We start from the raw sequence: 17,478 nt of genomic DNA, 5'->3' as shown, positions 1-17,478 counted from the left end.
AGAGCCGAAGGAACCAGAAGTGAAACCGGAGGAACCGAAAGAGCCGAAGGAACCAGAAGTGAAGCCGGAAGAGCCGAAAAATCTGAAGAAACCAGAAGTGAAACCGGAGAAACCGGAAGTAAGACTGGAAAAGTTAATTAAAGAACCGCAAGTAAAAGTAGAAAAAGAATTACCGAAAACAGGGGCAGCACATTCATGGATGATGTCAGTTGGTGCGGGAATTTCATTCTTAGTTGGCGGAGTATTATTCGTATTAGGTAGAAGAAGAAAACAATAATTTTTTAGACGAAAAGCACACTGAGTTCGATAGTTTATTGGACTCAGTGTGCTTTTATGTTATATAAAAGGAAAGCTCCTTCCACGTATGGAAGGAGCTTTATTTTTGCATATTAAAACATACTTGAGCTATGCATCGGTTGAAGTTTTGCATTTGGATCGAAGTAAGCTTTTGCATTGTTTACTGCTGTCGGTGCTTCGCCAAATCCACAAGCGATAAGTTTTACTTTTCCTTCATATGTACAAATGTCACCAGCAGCGTAAATGCCAGGAATATTTGTTTCCATTTTTGAATTTACAAGGATGCTGTTTTTTTGTATATCTAGGCCCCAGTTTTTAATTGGGCCAAGAGAAGAAACGAAGCCGTAGTTTACGATTACGTCATCAACATCGATGATAATTTTTTCCTCCGTTTTTACATGTTGAAGAACGACTTGTTCAATCTTATCATCACCAATGAGTTCTACTGGAACGTATGGTGTACTTACTTCTGCACGAGAATTCATTAAGCTTTCTACGCTATGTTCATGCGCACGGAATTTATCACGACGATGAACGATTGTAACTTTTTCAGCGATCGGTTCTAACATCATTGTCCAGTCTACTGCTGAGTCGCCACCGCCAAATACTACGACGCGCTTACCAGCAAATTTATTCATATCATCAACGAAATAATGTAAGTTTTTCTTTTCGTATTTCGCTGTACCTTCTAATTCTAAGCGGCGTGGTTGGAAAGCACCATTGCCAGCAGTAATAATAACTGATTTAGAATAGTGAGTTTGCTTATTCGTAACAATTTTAAATATACCGTCAGCTTGTTTCTCAAGCGTATCGACAGCTTCTTCTAAACAAACAGTTGGGTCAAATTTCTTCATTTGCTCTTTTAAGTTATCAACTAATTCTTGTGCGCGCACTTTTGGAAATCCAGCCACATCATAAATGTATTTTTCAGGGTAGAGTGCGGATAATTGTCCGCCAAGTTGAGGTAAGCTTTCAATGATTTTTACACTTGCTTGTCTCATACCGCCATAAAATGCTGTGAACAGTCCCGTTGGACCACCACCAATAATTGTTATGTCGTAAACTTTTTGATTTTCTGCCACTTTCATTCCCCCTATAGATGGAATTTTGATATTGATTTCATATATTGTTCATATGTACACGAAAATCCTGCAAATGATGATACTTTCAAATAAATGATAGCATATTTGAGTTCATAATACTTCTGAAAACGACTGAATTGTGTGTAAGTTTTCGCATAGGTTCTTTTTTATTGTATAAAATATACAGAAAGGAAAATACATGAAAAAAAGGCTAAAAAACCTTTGAAAACGCTATGTTATTTTAAAATATTGATAATTCTCCAGACGCTTGAATTCTGGAATAAAACCGACTAATATAGGGAAGTATTATGTTAAATTTCTATGACAAAATTCGTACGATTTTTTGACTGCGTTTTGTTATGATATAGAATGTGATAAATTCCACATTCTTGACAAATAGAGTTTTTAGTACTTGGTATTATTTTTCATTACTATTATATAAAGAAAAGGGTTGTGATTTGGTGAAGACTCCAAAAATCGTAGTTTTAGGTGCAGGTTATGGCGGGATGATTACGACTGTTCGTCTGCAAAAAGCATTATCTGTAAATGAAGCTGAAATTACGCTAGTAAACAACAACAGCTATCACTACCAAGCGACTTGGTTACATGAGAGCGCAGCTGGTACATTACAAGATGAAAAAATCTGTCTAGATATTCAAGACGTTATTGATACAAATAAAGTGAACTTTGTACAAGACACAGTAGTAGAAATTAAAGCTGCTGAAAAACGCATTATCTTAAAAGATGGCGAGTTAGAGTATGATTACTTAGTAATTGGTCTTGGTTTCGAATCAGAAACATTCGGAATTACAGGATTAAAAGAGCATGCATTCTCAATCGCTAACATTAATGCAACTCGTGAAATTCGTGAGCATATGGAAGCTAGTTTCTCTAAATATGCAACTGAACAACGCGATGAGTTAGTAACAATCGTTGTTGGTGGTGCTGGATTTACTGGTATCGAGTACGTAGGTGAGCTTGCAAACCGTGTTCCTGAACTTTGCAAAGAGTATAATGTACCACGTGAAAAAGCACGTATCATCTGTGTAGAAGCTGCTCCAACAGCACTTCCAGGTTTCGATCCAGCGTTAGTAGAATACGCTGTAAAACAACTTGAGAAAAAAGGTGTAGAATTCCGCATCGGTACAGCAATTAAAGAAGCAACTGAAGAAGGTATTATCGTTGCGAATGGCGATGACACTGAATTAATTAAGTCTGAAACAGTAGTTTGGGCTGCAGGTGTTCGTGGTAATGGTATTGTGGAAGAGTCTGGCTTTGAAGCAATGCGCGGACGTGTAAAAGTTGATGAGTACATGCACGCTCCAGGATACGAAGATGTATTCATGGTTGGTGACGCAGCGTTAATCATTAATGAAGAAATTAATCGTCCTTACCCACCAACAGCACAAATTGCAATTCAACAAGGTTACAATATTGCACACAACTTAACTGTATTAGTTCGTGGCAAGGGCGAAATGAAGAAATTCGCATTCGATAATAAAGGATCTGTATGTTCTTTAGGTCATGACGATGCAATGGGCGTTGTTATGGGTAAAAAGTTAACAGGTTGGAAAGCTTCCTTCATGAAGAAAGTAATCGATAACCGTTACCTATTCTTATTAGGTGGACCTTTATTAGTTCTTAAAAAAGGTAAATTAAAGTTCTTTTAATATATAGTAGAAAAAGCAGAAACGGCTAAGAGCTGTTTCTGCTTTTTTCATATTAAAAATATAGTATAATATATAAAAAAGAAAGAATATTCTGTCCGTTCTGATGGAGGAGGTTATTACATCATGGAGAAACGAGGGAAGGTATGGCTAGCTGTTAGTGGTTTAGTAGCTACAAAAGATGGTAGGTGGCTATTTGTTAAGAAGAAATACAGTGGATTAAAAGGGAAATGGTCTTTACCGGCTGGTTTTGTAAATGAAGGTGAGACGGTTGATGAAGCTGTGAAACGCGAAGTGTTAGAAGAGACAGGCATTGTCGCTCATGTGAAGGGGATTATTGGTGTTCGATCGGGTGTTATTCGTAATGAGATTAGTGATAATATGATTATTTTCCTTTTGGAACCTGAAGGAGAAAATATTATTGTACAGGAGAAAGAATTGTCTGAAGTGGCGTTCTTACATCCGGATAAGATTGTAGACGATCCGAATACGTCTGTGCTTATTAAATATTTGTTAGAAGGAAGATCAGAACTACATCTTGAAGTGGACAAAACATTAAATCCAGGTGAACCATTTGGTTATACAGCTTATCACGTATTTACGGCACGTGCGAAGGAGAGGGGAAAAGAGTGAGTATACCGGTACTACTTATTTCAATGATGTTATTCTTTATTTTGTTCTTTGGAATTGGATTTTTACTCAACATGATTTTGCGAGCTACTTGGGTAATGGTTATTGTGTATCCGATTGTTTGTATGCTTATTATTAATAAAGCGAGTATGTGGGATTATTTTTCAAAACCGAAAGAAACATTTTCTTCATTTGGGACAAGTGTATCGCACTTAGGACAAGCAGACGTATTTATTCTATCTACTGGATTAGTAGGGGCTGCTTTAGCAGGAGTCGTAATCAAGAAACTTCGGAAAAGCGGATATCAAATGTTTTAATCTCCAATTAAGTTGGAGATTATTTTTTTTGCATATTCCTTCATCGTATAGGGAATGATTAACGATGAAGGAGTGTGGAATATAAAAATGTTAAAACGATATTGTATTCGCATTATGATGACTTGTTTACTTGCAATTGCATTATGCGTAACATGGAATGCTTTCACAGGAGTTTCTTTATTAGAGATTGTAAAGATATATGAAGGAATGAGTGCAAAAGAAGTACATGCAGCAGAAGTTAAGAGAAATGTTGCTCCGAGTAAAGAAGTGATAAATGCTTTAGAGCAGGCAAACGACTGGTCTAAATATCGTTCAATTGAAATGACTGCAACAGGTTATACATCGGGGATTGAGTCAACTGGTAAGAGGCCAGGGCATCCAGAGTATGGTATTACATATTCAGGTGTCAAAGTGAAAAGGGATTTATATTCCACAATTGCTGCGGACTTACGCGTATTCCCGATTGGAACAATTCTCTTCGTGCCAGGTTACGGGTATGGTGTAGTAGCTGATAAGGGCGGCGCAATAAAAGGAAACCGTCTTGATCTATATTATGATACGGTGAAAGATGTTTATAGCCAATGGGGTAAGAAAAAAGTAAATGTGTACGTAGTAAAAGTAGGAAATGGTAAGTTTACAGAAGAAGAGTTAACGATGTTAAATCAAGACGAAACGATGCAAGTGTTTCGTGGTCAATATTTAAATCAAAGATAGTCTAGTCGTAATTACGCTAGACTTTTTTTCTTGGCTTATTTCATGATAGAGGAGATTTTGGATCTGCGATTTTACACGCCATATAACTGTAGTTAGAATTATCGCATTTTATCGAAAATAAAGTTATAATGGTGGTAGAGAAATTTAGGGGGTCTGAACATGTTTCAAGTACAAAAAGAATTAGCAGGTCATGAAGCGGTAATTGTTGCTTTATTTGAAGAAGAGAAAATGAGTAGTTTTGTACAAGAACTGGACAAAGCGTTTGAAGGGCAATTACAAGTTTTACTAGAAGAGAAAGAATTATCTACGAAGAAAAAGGCCATTTCGAAAGTATATAGCTTAGGGAAAACAAATGTGAAACGTTATTACTTTGTTGGTTTAGGAAAGAAAGAATCTTACACGACAGAAACGTTACGTGCGGCTCTTGGTAATGCGTTTAAAACACTGCAAGCAGCAAAAGTACAAGATGCAGCAATCTTACTTGATTCTTTCGTAACAGAGAAATTAGACGCGATTGATGTCGCTCATATTGCGGCAGAGGTACAAGGCCTTGGTACATATGAGTTACAAACGTATAAATCAGATAAAAAGGATCGTGTAGAGTTAGAGAAGTTCACGGCTATTACAGCGGAAGATGCACAAGAAATTGAAGCAGCATTAACAGTTGGCTACGTACATGGACGTGCAACAAATTCAGCTCGTACACTTGTAAATATGCCGCCAAACGTATTAACAGCGACAAAGCTTGCTGAGTATGCTGTTGAATTAGCGGAGAAGTATGATATGGACTATAAAGTTCTTGAGAAAGAAGAGATGGAAGACCTTGGTATGGGTGCGTTACTTGCAGTAAACCAAGGTAGTGTAGAGCCACCAAAAATGATCGCTCTTATTTATAAAGGAAAAGAAGAGTGGAGAGATGTCATTGGGTTCGTTGGAAAAGGTATTACATACGATACAGGTGGTTATTCTTTAAAACCACGTGAAGGCATGGTTGGTATGAAAGGTGATATGGGCGGTGCAGCTGCTGTATTAGGTGCGATGGAAATTATCGGTGAACTTCGCCCAGAACAAAATGTGATCGCTGTTATTCCTTCAACTGATAACGTTGTAAGTGGTACGGCATTTAAGCCAGACGATGTAATCACATCTATGAGCGGAAAAACAATTGAAGTATTAAATACGGATGCAGAAGGTCGTCTAGCTTTAGCTGACGGTATTACGTATGCGAAAAAACTTGGTGCAAACTACCTTGTTGATGTTGCAACATTAACAGGCGGTGTAATTGTTGCACTTGGAAACTATACGACAGGCGCAATGACAAATAATGAAGAGTTATTTGAGCAAGTGCTAGAGGCTTCTATGGAAACAGATGAGCCAATTTGGCAACTACCGATTTTTGATCGTGATAAAGAACGTGTGAGAAACAGTAAGTTTGCTGATTTAAATAACTCACCAGGCCGTGAAGGACATGCGGTTATGGCAGGTACATTCCTAGGCGAATTCGCTGAAGATACACCATGGGTACACTTAGATATCGCTGGAACATCAGAAACAAAAGGTGCGCACGACTTAGGTCCAGCTGGAGCAACTGGCGCAATGGTACGTACACTTGCAACACTTGTGGAGCGTTTTGGAGAAGAATAATTTTTTGAAGAAAAGGCTGTCTCAAATTTTTGAGGCAGCCTTTTTTTATTGGTATAGTAGACCTGTTTATTGGTAATTCGATATAACTTCGTTTGCTACTACGCTTTTGAAAAAAATGTTTATAAAGAAATCGTGTATAAGATTCCATTTGAAAAAGGAAGTACGGTCTGTTTCTTTACAGAACCAAGTGCATCACTTTTTTCTGGTAAGTCAATTGTAACTTTGAGGCGTGTTCCGAGCTCAAGATTAACTTCTATAATTGTATTAATGAAAGAATATTGGCAATGGAGACGATACGATTATTTTAACGAGAATGCATCATCATGAAGATGGTTGCTTTTAGAAAATGTTGATTCCATTAATGAGCGTGTAATGCTGTTGTAGCTTTGTCTATTAGAAATACCAATATGGATGAGAGACCTCTTTATTGGTATTTAATAGTTGATTTTCAATGTTATACTTATGTGATATAATCTTTCCTGTATTAGAAGTAAATAACAATTGAATAGGGAGGGAAAGAAGAGAGTGACAAAAATAGAAGCACTCTTATTATTATGAGGGAAGGAACTTTATCTCAACAAAATATAGTTGTATTGTTTTTTAAACAGTTACGCCCGAAACAATGGACTAAAAACTTGCTTGTATTTGCAGCGTTAGTCTTTTCAATAAAACAAGTATCTTTAACTATGGTGGCACAAGCTGCAATTTGTTTTGCCCTATTTTGTGCAATATCTGGCTGTGTCTATATTTTAAATGATTTTATGGATATTGAGGCAGATCGACAACACCCTATTAAGCGATATCGACCGATGGCATCGGGTGCATTAAATCCGTACTTTGCTATTACGGCAGGTTGTGTTATTTTAGTAGCGTCTTTAGTAGTTTCATATATACTAAATCCGTTATTGTGCTTAGTATTAGCAGTCTATTTTATTTTAAATGTAGCGTATTCAATTCGTTTAAAGCACGTTGTAATCATTGATATTTTAATTATTGCATCTGGATTTGTTTTACGAGCATTGGCCGGTGGATTAGTTATTCAAGTGCCATTTACACCGTGGTTTTTATTATGTACATTATTACTGTCACTATTCTTGGCCATTAATAAAAGACGACATGAATTAGTATTGTTACAGAATAATAAAGGTTCTCATAGAAAAGTATTAGAAAGTTATTCTCCTGCTTTGTTAGACCAATTAAGTACAATTGTTACATCGGCAACTATTGTAACTTATGCTATCTTTACTTTTAATGCAGGGAAAAGTATCTATTTAATGTGGACAATTCCATTTGTAATTTATGGGATCTTTCGTTATTTATATTTAGTTCACATGGAAGATAAAGGTGGAGAACCAGATAAAGTTTTATTAGAGGATCAGCATATTCTAATAACAGTGTTGTTATATGCGATAACAGTTATTATTATACTATTGAACTTTTAATTACTCTATTCGGGTTTGTTAAAACGTTTAAGAGGAGTGTCTTAAACGTTTTTTATTTGGAATAAAACATTTTTTGAATATAAACAGTTAAGGAGTATAGAGATGCAACAATTTTTGATGATTATTTTATCAGTTGGTATGGGAGTTGTAGGGCAAATTTTATTAAAGTTTGGCGCAATGAAATCACAAAGTTCAGCGGCTGTAGGTATTATGAATTTCATTAACGTACCAAACTTTTTCGGACTAGCTTTTTACGGTTTAAGTGCATTATTATGGATGATTGTCCTGAGAAAGGTTGATTTAAGTTATGCATACCCAATGGTGAGTTTCGGATATGTATTTGTTATTATTGCGTCAGCATTATTATTTGGTGAAACAATCAATTTCATGAAAATTGCTGGAATGGTATGTATAGTAGCTGGCATTTTATTTATTGCAAAATCATAGGAGGTAAAGCAATGGGAACATATTTATATTGTATACTTCCATTTATAGCTTGGGTAGCTTCGGGAGTATTGAAATTTTTAGTGAATTATCTTCGTTCTGGAAAAGATGCTTTTCGTTTAGTAGGAAATGGTGGATTTCCTAGTACGCATACAACGATTTTATCAAGTATGGTCATGACAATCGGGTTTCATGAAGGGTTTAATACACCGATGTTTGGAATCGGGATGGCAATTTTAACAATTGTTATCATTGATGCCACAGGACTTCGCCGTACAGTTGGTAAACATGCAAAAATGTTGAATAAACATATAAGTTCGGAAGAAGAAAAATTAAGAGAGCGTCAAGGACATCATTGGCATGAGATTTTTGGTGGACTTGTGTTAGGAACAGTTATTGGGTACGTGGCACATCTAATTATGTTATTTCTACCGTAGAGAGGAGAAGAAGTATTGAATATTTGGAATGATTATAAAGGAAAGGGTATGTTAGCCCTTGTCCTTTTCATTTTTTATTGGTCATTTTATTTTTTTATCGGTTGGAAAATGGATACTCACTCTAAGCTTTTTATTGAAGCGTGGGTGGTTGATACCTATTTTTCTTTTGATCAAGGATATTATATCATCTCCTTTTTCCTTGAAAAAGTAGATGTAGCAGCGGCGACCTGGTTCCGACATCCATTCCTTTATTATTTTATTCAACAATTCATGTGGATGCTGGAGACAGTAAAAGTAGGGAATATTGTACATGGTATTATATTCATTCAAACGTTTTTAAGCGCGCTCAGTGTAGTGATGATTTATACATTATGTTGTAAAATTTGTAAGAATACGATTGTTTCTTTTTTACTAGCGGTCATGTATGGATTTTCAGCTACTATGTTAGTTATTACGTGGACACCAGAATCTTTTAGCTATGCAAATTTCACATTGGTACTTATGTGTTTTGTATGCTATCCATTTATTACAGGGGAAAAAGAAGCGAAAATAGGATTTAGTATTGCGAATGTATTGTTGGCAATAGGAATAACAGGGGTTACATTAACCAATTCGTTTATGTGGTTTTTAGGTAGTGTGATGAGTTATAAGAAACTACGGAAAAAAATTATTTGGACTGGTATTTCGATTGTTATTGTCGTGGTCCTGTTTGTATTAGCAATGAACGCAAATAATGTAGTTCTTATCGAAGGATTAAAGGGGAGTATGGACTTTGCTGCGCAAGGACAGAATTTTTCACCAGAATACGTTAAGCCATCAGGTATATTAGTATTTCATCTATTATTAGGATCTTCATTCATCTTTGGACCATTCTCGGAAGTTACTTTAAGACAAGGTGAGCAATTCGCACAATTAAATATGCTTCCATCGCATACTATGATCGGATGGATTGTGATTGTATCTGTGTATGCTTTTATAATAGTAGCTGTATGGAAAAACTTTAGAAAAGAACCTTTCGTAAGGTTTTTAAGTTTCTGTTTACTATTTAATATTGTTTTACATGGAATTATTGGTTTTGGGGCATCTGAAGCATTTATTTATGGCGCACATATGCTGTTTACAATACCGTTATTATTGGCATATGGTTTTAAAGTGATGAGATGTGTAAAAGTAGTTGCTTTATGTTTAATATTAATATTAATAATTATAAATAATTTTGAAAGTATGCTATATTTTTACCATTTTGCAGTCTCCAATTATTCTTTATAATAAAATAGATTTTTAATAAAAGGGTACTTTAGATAGGATGTCTAAAGTACCCTTTTTCCTATTTCTTAAAAATAGATACAAAATAATAGCCGGAAGTGTAGCATTTTAGAAAAAATATAGTTGTTATGAAAGAACTCTAAACATGTTTTGAGTACAAAAAGAGTTAGCAAGACATGAAGTGATAATTATTGTACTTAGATATCGCTGTGTGCACATAATTTATGGGGCAGTTCCAGCAATGGGTAGGTAATTCGTATACTTTTCGAGCATTTTGTAGAAGAATAATTTTTTGAATAAAAAGCTGGCTCAAATTTTGGAGATAGCCTTTTTTATTAATATTGTAGGCGTATTTGTTGGTAATTCGATATAACTTCATTTACTACTGTGCTGTTCAAAACGGTGCTAAAAAGTATTTATAAAGAAATCGTATACAAAACCCCATTTAAAGCAAAAGAAGTACGGCCCGTTTCTTCAGAGACAACTAATATAAGTGCATCACTCTTTTCTGATAAGCCAATTGCAGCTCTGTGACGTGTTCCTAGCTCAGGATCAACTTCTGTACTTTTCGTTAAAGGAAGAATATTAGCAGCTGAGACAATATGATTATTTTTTACGAGAACGGCACCGTCATGAAGAGGGTTACCTGGATAAAATATTGATTCGAGTAATGGCGCAGTTAAATGAGCGTTTAATGTCGTTCCAGTTTGAATGAGAGCTTCAAGCGTCTCGTTTCGTTCCACGACGATAAGAGCACCATGTTTTCTGGCGCTTAAATGTTGGATAGCTGTCGTAATAAAAGATGAACTTTCCGTATAAGGTGATAAATATGCCTGAATATAGTATGTAGCTGCTAATGTTTGTACATTTGCTAACATATGATGAATATCTTCCATTTTGCATAAAATACATTCGTCTTCTTTATCGATTGCGTTCCTCATAATCGATAGTTCTTTTTCAGCAATTTCAATCATTTGCTTTGTTTGTATTTTGAGCTCTTCTGACAAGCCCCATTCGTGCATAATCCTCATTCCCTTTAGTGGAGTATTTAACAATAGTGTATACAAATATTCCTAGTAAAATCCTGTTAGATTTTATAAAATATTGAGATACAGCATGTTTTTTTCATATAATAAAGGTATGACGAGCGAGAGGAGAGAGAAGAATGAATTGGAAACAAGAATTTAGTCGCTGGCTTTCTTACGCACAATTAGATGCAGAATTAAAAGAACAGCTAGAAAATATGAAGCAAGATGAGAAGAAAATCGAGGATAGCTTTTATAAAAATCTAGAGTTTGGCACAGGTGGTATGCGTGGTGAACTTGGTGCTGGTACGAACCGTTTAAATGTATATACAGTTCGTAAAGCAACAAAAGGATTAGCAAGCTTTATCGAAAAGTTAGGTGAGGAAGCGAAAAAACGCGGTGTTGTTGTAGCCTATGATTCTCGTCATAAATCACCTGAGTTTGCAATGGAAGTTGCTGCTACACTTGGTGCACGTGGTATCACAACATATGTGTTTGAAAGCTTACGTCCAACGCCAGTACTTTCTTTCGCAGTTCGTCATTTACATACAGTAAGTGGAATCGTTCTTACGGCAAGCCATAATCCGCCTGAATATAACGGATACAAAGTATACGGTGAAGATGGTGGACAGTTACCTCCAAAAGAGGCAGATGAGTTAATTAGCTACGTAAATGCAGTAGAAGATGAATTAACAGTTGAAGTCGCTGATGTAGAGCAATTAAAAACTGACGGTTTATTACATATTATTGGACAAGAAGTAGATGATGCATATGCTGCAGAATTGAACAATGTCATCATTAATAAAGAAATGGTGGAAAAGGTCGGCAAAGACTTAAAAATCGTCTTTACACCATTACACGGAACATCAAATATTTCTGTACGCCGTGGTTTAAAAGAAGTTGGATTTACAGATGTAACAGTTGTAAAAGAACAAGAGTTACCAGATCCAAACTTCTCTACAGTAAAATCACCGAACCCAGAAGAGCACGCAGCGTTTGAGTATGCAATACGTGACGGTGAAAAGGTAGGCGCAGATGTATTAATCGCAACTGATCCTGACGCAGACCGCCTTGGTGTAGCAGTGCGTAATCATAATGGTGAGTTCCAAGTATTAACAGGAAACCAAACAGGTGCATTAATGCTTGATTACTTACTATCTCAAAAGAAAGAAAACGGAACGCTTCCAGAGAACGGTGTCGTATTAAAAACAATCGTAACGTCTGAAATTGGTCGTACAATTGCAAAAGCATACGGTTTAGATACAGTTGATACGCTAACTGGATTTAAATTTATCGGTGAGAAAATTAGACAGTATGAAGAAAGTGGACAATATGAATTCCAATTCGGTTATGAGGAAAGCTATGGTTATTTAATCCGCCCATTCTGCCGTGATAAAGATGCAGTACAATCTGTTCTATTTGCATGTGAAGTAGCTGCATACTACAAATCACAAGGGAAAACGTTATATGACGGTCTATTAGAAGTATTTGAGAAGTACGGCTTCTTCCGTGAAGACCTTGTATCGTTAACGTTAAAAGGAAAAGATGGAGCGGAAAAAATCCAAGAGATGATGGCAAAGTTCCGTGAGAATCCTCCGAAAGAAGTGGCGGGCTTAACAGTCGTAGCAGTTGAAGACTATAAAGCGAGCGTTGTTACATCTTTACAAGATGGACATAAAGAAGAGATTCACTTACCGAAATCAAATGTGTTAAAATATCAATTAGAGGATGGTTCATGGTTCTGCCTACGTCCATCTGGAACTGAGCCGAAGATTAAGTTTTACTTTGGTGTGAAAGATAGTTCTTTACAAAATAGTGAACAAAAGTTACTTACTATTAAAGAAGACATTATGAATCGTTTATAATACAAAGTAATTTTAAGTAGTAAGGAACAAAAGGGAGCGAAATCTCCCTTTTGTTTTATGTAGGAAATGCTTGCTATTGATTCCGACAGGAGAGAGGGTATTTTGTGATGAAAAAAGTAAGAAAAGCGATAATCCCAGCAGCTGGATTAGGAACACGTTTTTTACCAGCAACGAAAGCAATGCCGAAAGAAATGTTACCGATAGTAGATAAACCAACGATTCAATACATTGTAGAAGAAGCAGTGAAATCGGGAATCGAAGATATTATTATTGTTACTGGTAAAACAAAGCGCTCTATCGAAGATCATTTTGATAACGCATTTGAACTAGAACAAAACTTATTAGAGAAGAAAAAATATGAGTTGCTTGAAAAAGTACAAGCTTCTTCAAAAATGGTAGATATTCATTACATCCGTCAAAAAGAGCCGAAGGGACTAGGACATGCTGTTTGGTGTGCACGTAAATTCATTGGTGATGAGCCATTTGCAGTGTTACTAGGTGATGATATTGTCCAAGCTGAGAAACCATGTTTACGTCAATTAATGGATGAGTATGAAAAAACACTTTCTTCTGTTATTGGTGTACAAACTGTTCCAGAGTCGGAAACACATCGCTATGGAATTATCGATCCATTAGAACAAGAAGGTCGTCGTTACCAAGTTCGCAATTTCGTTGAGAAACCAGCACAAGGTACAGCTCCTTCAAACTTAGCAATTATGGGGCGCTACATTTTAACGCCTGAAATCTTTATGTTCTTAGAACAGCAACATGTCGGTGCTGGTGGTGAAATTCAGTTAACAGATGCAATCCAAAGCTTAAATGAAATCCAACGTGTATTTGCCTACGATTTCGAAGGAAAGCGCTACGACGTAGGTGAAAAGCTAGGATTCGTTCAAACGACAATCGAAATGGCTCTGCAACACCCAGAATTACGTGATGACATGGTTGCGATGATGAAGAAAATTTTAGAAGAACAAGCGAATCAAGAGTCATAATAAAAAATGAGTTATTTCAGTATACTGAAATAACTCATTTTTTTATTATGAAATCGTCGAATGAGAATGCTGATAAGCAGAACGACGCACAGCATAATATATGCGAGGTGCGATAATAGCACCGATAATTGTAAATGCAATATCTTTTACTGCGAACCACATCATAATCATCCAAGCAGCTTTATAGCTCATATTACCGCCCATAAAGAGATTGACTGCCCCGTACATGTAAGTAGTACCGATTATATAAGTTAAAATAATTCCTGTGAAAGAGGCAACTGCAAATGTAATGAATGTTGGTCTTTCTTTTTGTTCTACTAGTTTTCCGGATACGTAAGCAACGATAATAAATGCGATAATAAAACCACCAGTAGGATCTAAAAGTGCTCCAAATCCAGCTTTGAAGTTAGCGAAGATTGGTGCGCCGGCTACGCCAACGAGCATATATACAGTCATGGATAAGGCACCAAGTCTACTTCCAAGAAGAAGACCTGCTAAAATTGCGAAAAATGGTTGCATAGATAATGGGATGCCTGCTACTTGAAGGAATGGTGCCCAAGATACAATATTTGCACCGATTGCCATAAGAGCAACGAACATGGCAGCTAATGCTAAATCTAAAACATGAAATCTTCTCATAATGTTAACCTCCTGTTGTTTTTAGGTTAACATTATCGTAGCGAAAATATTTACTTGTTGTCAATCAAAATATTTTGATAAGAAGGCTTTAAATAGTCTCTTAGCAACGTATATGGAATACGAAATTGCGGAATTCCACTTGAATAGGGAGCAATCTCATATAAAGGGAAATAAATGACGAGATTGTCTGGCTCTAAAAAGAAGTGGAATTTTTTCATACTCATTACTTTTTCAGTTGCATCAGGAAAATAAATGCTTTCATTTTGTTTAATTTGTCGTACAATCTCCGCACGGATTACATCTTTATATTTATCCTTTTGTTGAAATAAATCGTCTAAGTGCAGTACCTTTTTTTCGTTTAAATCGAATGTATTTGCCTTCCACGTATAAAGACCGTGTGCTCCGCCAGTATATTGATAGTAATTCACATATAGGCTAAGAAAAGGTGGTTTGTTTAAAGAGACTTTATAATCAACATTTGCTACGTACGGATGAAATGGTGTACTAGATCCTTCTGTCTCTTTATAATATTTTTTTGCTTCTTTTTCTAATTTGGTTTTAAATTTGTCAGTGGATTTTTTGTAGTATAAATTAAGTTTATTTTGAAATTTAGAGTCAGAAAATTTGTGAAAAGAAGGCCTGTTTATTTGATATTCTATATAAGGTTTCTTACCTTTTTGCGTTACAGTCTTAACATCGATTGTCAGGTTAGATGCTTTGGCTGTTATTGCACAATTTGGTACAATAGTCAGCAAGGAGAACATAAGCAGTAATATACAAAATTTCTGTTTCATTTAGGTGAAGCCTCCTTATATAAGTGTTATAAGTAGTTTGAAAATAAATAGGTAAAATTATACATTTAATTAAAGTAAGAGAAGGGGGAAGCGATATGGCAAAAACTTTAATGGATTCACTTGGAATTGAGTTGTTAGAGATGACAGAAGATAAGGTGGTTGCTACGATGCCTGTTGATGAGCGTACGCATCAGCCATTTGGATTTTTACATGGTGGTGCATCGGTTGCATTAGCAGAAACAGTGGCAAGTGTTGGTTCATATAATTTAATTGATCAAGAAAAATGTATTTGTTTCGGATTAGAAATTAATGCGAACCACATTCGCTCAAAGAAAGATGGAATTGTAACAGCGATTGGAACACCAATACATAGAGGACAATCGACAATGGTTTGGGATGTTCGCATTATTGATGAAAATGATGATTTACTATGTATATCAAGATGTACAGTAGCAATTAAAGAAAAACGTGAAAAATAAAAAAGAGGCGCTCTTATGAGCAGCCTCTTTTTCTTATAATTAGAACTGGATTTTCTTCTCTAAGAAACCTTTTAGTTCGCTAATTGGCATACGAACTTGTTCCATTGTGTCACGGTCACGTACTGTAACAGCTTTGTCTTCAACTGAGTCGAAGTCGTATGTGATACAGAATGGTGTACCGATTTCGTCTTGACGACGGTAACGTTTACCGATAGAACCAGTTTCATCAAAGTCTACCATGAAGTCTTTAGCTAATTCTGCGAATACTTCAGTAGCACCTTCAGATAGCTTTTTAGATAATGGTAAGATAGCTGCTTTGTATGGTGCTAAAGCAGGGTGGAAACGAAGAACTGTACGAGAATCGTTTTCTAATTGCTCTTCTTCATATGCATCACATAAGAATGCTAATGTTACGCGGTCTGCGCCTAAAGATGGCTCGATGCAGTATGGTACGTAACGCTCATTCGTTTGTGGATCGATATAGTTAAAGTCTTCGTTTGAGTGTTCCATGTGACGTTTTAAGTCGAAGTCTGTACGAGATGCAACGCCCCAAAGTTCGCCCCAACCGAATGGGAATTTGAATTCAATGTCAGTTGTTGCATTACTGTAGTGAGATAACTCTTCTTCACCGTGGTCACGAAGACGCATGCTCTCTTCAGACATACCAAGTGAAAGTAACCAGTTTTTACAAGTTTCACGCCAGAATGCGAACCACTCTAAATCTTCACCAGGCTTACAGAAGAATTCAAGTTCCATTTGTTCGAATTCACGTGTACGGAATGTGAAGTTACCAGGCGTGATTTCGTTACGGAAACTCTTACCGATTTGGCCGATACCAAATGGAAGCTTTTTACGCATAGAGCGTTGAACGTTTTTGAAGTTTACGAAAATACCTTGTGCTGTTTCAGGACGAAGGAAGATTTCGTTTGTGCTAGACTCTGTAACACCTTGGAATGTTTTAAACATTAAGTTGAACTGACGGATTTCAGTAAATTCTTCACTACCGCAATCAGGACATGTTACTTCATGTTCTTTCATTAAGTCAGCCATTTGGTCGAAAGTAAGACCGTCAACAACCATTTCGATGCCTTTTGCATCTAAAGCATCCTCAATTAATTTGTCAGCACGGTGACGAGCTTTACATTTTTTACAGTCGATCATTGGATCGTTGAAGTTACCAACGTGACCAGAAGCGATCCAAGTTTTAGGGTTCATTAAAATAGCTGCGTCTAAACCAACGTTGTGTGGAGATTCTTGAATGAATTTTTTCCACCAAGCTTTTTTAACATTATTTTTTAATTCGATTCCAAGTGGACCGTAATCCCAAGTGTTTGCAAGACCACCGTAAATTTCAGAACCAGGGAAAACAAAACCGCGATGTTTCGCTAAGTTTACAACTTGTTCCATTGAATACATAAGAAAATCCTCCTTTTGAAAGTTAACGTATTGGCGATGACATACTCTGATACTTTGGAAACGAGCAGTATATGCTAAAAAGAACATAAAAAAACGCTCATCCCAAGGCTTATTTGCCTAGGGACGAGCGTTTGCCCGCGGTTCCACCCTAGTTGATACACAAAAGGTGCATCCACTTTATCATGTATTGCTCAGGACTGCCGTTTCCTTGCGGCTTCAGGCTTTCACTATCCCTGAATCGCTTTTTATGCAAGTACTTATAAGTCCGTCATCGCTACTTATATTAATAATAATGAACATATTCTAACACGTTCTTTTTTAAATC

General features: G+C 36.3%; 17 protein-coding genes and 1 pseudogene. 13 read left to right on the top strand and 5 right to left on the bottom strand.

The window, feature by feature from the left end:
* Positions 1-34 precede the first annotated feature (34 nt).
* Positions 35-277 (top strand): annotated as a pseudogene (locus tag MKY21_RS24780) (LPXTG cell wall anchor domain-containing protein); the annotation flags it as partial.
* A gap of 112 nt (positions 278-389) precedes the next feature.
* Here the strand turns inward: MKY21_RS24780 and MKY21_RS24775 are convergent.
* Positions 390-1,379 (bottom strand): NAD(P)/FAD-dependent oxidoreductase, encoded by a 990-nt coding sequence (locus tag MKY21_RS24775; RefSeq protein WP_000829774.1) that lies wholly within the window; start codon positions 1,377-1,379, stop codon positions 390-392.
* A 461-nt stretch (positions 1,380-1,840) separates the two neighbouring features.
* On the opposite strand from MKY21_RS24775, the gene MKY21_RS24770 reads away from it, so the two are divergent.
* The 9 genes from MKY21_RS24770 to MKY21_RS24730 all read left to right on the top strand — a co-directional run bounded on the left by MKY21_RS24770 (position 1,841) and on the right by MKY21_RS24730 (position 9,943).
* Positions 1,841-3,049: an NAD(P)/FAD-dependent oxidoreductase gene (locus MKY21_RS24770; protein WP_000856612.1), complete on the top strand. Its 1,209-nt coding sequence runs from the start codon at positions 1,841-1,843 to the stop codon at positions 3,047-3,049.
* A gap of 123 nt (positions 3,050-3,172) precedes the next feature.
* A complete protein-coding gene (locus MKY21_RS24765; protein ID WP_000415321.1) occupies positions 3,173-3,679 on the top strand; it encodes an NUDIX hydrolase in 507 nt (168 codons plus the stop codon).
* Positions 3,676-3,993, top strand: a complete 318-nt coding sequence (locus MKY21_RS24760; RefSeq protein ID WP_000027016.1) for a YuiB family protein — start codon at positions 3,676-3,678, stop codon at positions 3,991-3,993. Before MKY21_RS24765 ends, MKY21_RS24760 begins: the two co-directional genes overlap by 4 nt.
* 87 nt (positions 3,994-4,080) lie before the next feature.
* Positions 4,081-4,707: a 3D domain-containing protein gene (locus MKY21_RS24755; protein WP_000920099.1), complete on the top strand. Its 627-nt coding sequence runs from the start codon at positions 4,081-4,083 to the stop codon at positions 4,705-4,707.
* 159 nt (positions 4,708-4,866) lie between these two features.
* Complete coding sequence (pepA, locus tag MKY21_RS24750; protein WP_341077573.1) at positions 4,867-6,351, top strand: cytosol aminopeptidase; 1,485 nt, start codon at positions 4,867-4,869, stop codon at positions 6,349-6,351.
* A gap of 554 nt (positions 6,352-6,905) precedes the next feature.
* Complete coding sequence (locus MKY21_RS24745) at positions 6,906-7,793, top strand: decaprenyl-phosphate phosphoribosyltransferase (RefSeq protein ID WP_001206691.1); 888 nt, start codon at positions 6,906-6,908, stop codon at positions 7,791-7,793.
* Positions 7,794-7,895: 102 nt separating this feature from the next.
* Positions 7,896-8,240 carry an EamA family transporter gene (locus MKY21_RS24740; protein ID WP_001183889.1) on the top strand — a complete coding sequence of 115 codons (345 nt, stop codon included), beginning with the start codon at positions 7,896-7,898 and terminating at the stop codon, positions 8,238-8,240.
* A gap of 11 nt (positions 8,241-8,251) precedes the next feature.
* Entirely contained in the window at positions 8,252-8,674 is a 423-nt protein-coding gene (locus MKY21_RS24735; protein ID WP_000537658.1) for a divergent PAP2 family protein, read from the top strand.
* 15 nt (positions 8,675-8,689) lie between these two features.
* Positions 8,690-9,943, top strand: coding sequence for a DUF6080 domain-containing protein (locus MKY21_RS24730; RefSeq protein WP_341077571.1), 1,254 nt, complete (start codon positions 8,690-8,692; stop codon positions 9,941-9,943).
* A 413-nt stretch (positions 9,944-10,356) separates the two neighbouring features.
* Here the strand turns inward: MKY21_RS24730 and cdaS are convergent, their stop codons facing one another.
* Positions 10,357-10,962: a sporulation-specific diadenylate cyclase CdaS gene (gene cdaS / locus MKY21_RS24725; protein ID WP_000545253.1), complete on the bottom strand. Its 606-nt coding sequence runs from the start codon at positions 10,960-10,962 to the stop codon at positions 10,357-10,359.
* Between the two features lie 143 nt (positions 10,963-11,105).
* Here cdaS and MKY21_RS24720 point away from each other — a divergent pair, with 143 nt between their 5' ends.
* Positions 11,106-12,830, top strand: a complete 1,725-nt coding sequence (locus tag MKY21_RS24720; RefSeq protein ID WP_016118808.1) for a phospho-sugar mutase — start codon at positions 11,106-11,108, stop codon at positions 12,828-12,830.
* Between the two features lie 107 nt (positions 12,831-12,937).
* On the top strand, positions 12,938-13,825 hold the full coding sequence (gene galU / locus MKY21_RS24715; RefSeq protein WP_002097988.1) for a UTP--glucose-1-phosphate uridylyltransferase GalU: 888 nt from the start codon (positions 12,938-12,940) through the stop codon (positions 13,823-13,825).
* 45 nt (positions 13,826-13,870) lie between these two features.
* Here the strand turns inward: galU and MKY21_RS24710 are convergent, their stop codons facing one another.
* Both MKY21_RS24710 and MKY21_RS24705 read right to left on the bottom strand, forming a co-directional pair.
* Positions 13,871-14,464, bottom strand: coding sequence for a biotin transporter BioY (locus tag MKY21_RS24710; protein ID WP_016118807.1), 594 nt, complete (start codon positions 14,462-14,464; stop codon positions 13,871-13,873).
* Between the two features lie 50 nt (positions 14,465-14,514).
* A complete protein-coding gene (locus MKY21_RS24705) occupies positions 14,515-15,258 on the bottom strand; it encodes a DUF3298 and DUF4163 domain-containing protein (RefSeq protein ID WP_074625009.1) in 744 nt (247 codons plus the stop codon).
* Between the two features lie 95 nt (positions 15,259-15,353).
* Here MKY21_RS24705 and MKY21_RS24700 point away from each other — a divergent pair, with 95 nt between their 5' ends.
* Entirely contained in the window at positions 15,354-15,737 is a 384-nt protein-coding gene (locus MKY21_RS24700; protein WP_001140612.1) for a hotdog fold thioesterase, read from the top strand.
* A 39-nt stretch (positions 15,738-15,776) separates the two neighbouring features.
* On the opposite strand, the gene MKY21_RS24695 is transcribed toward MKY21_RS24700, so the two are convergent.
* A complete protein-coding gene (locus MKY21_RS24695; RefSeq protein ID WP_016118806.1) occupies positions 15,777-17,153 on the bottom strand; it encodes a glycine--tRNA ligase in 1,377 nt (458 codons plus the stop codon).
* Positions 17,154-17,478: the final 325 nt, after the last annotated feature.

The sequence above is a fragment of the Bacillus sp. FSL R9-9497 genome, from assembly GCF_038005805.1.
GTDB lineage: Bacteria > Bacillota > Bacilli > Bacillales > Bacillaceae_G > Bacillus_A > Bacillus_A cereus.
This window is presented reverse-complemented; position numbering and strand designations above follow the sequence as displayed.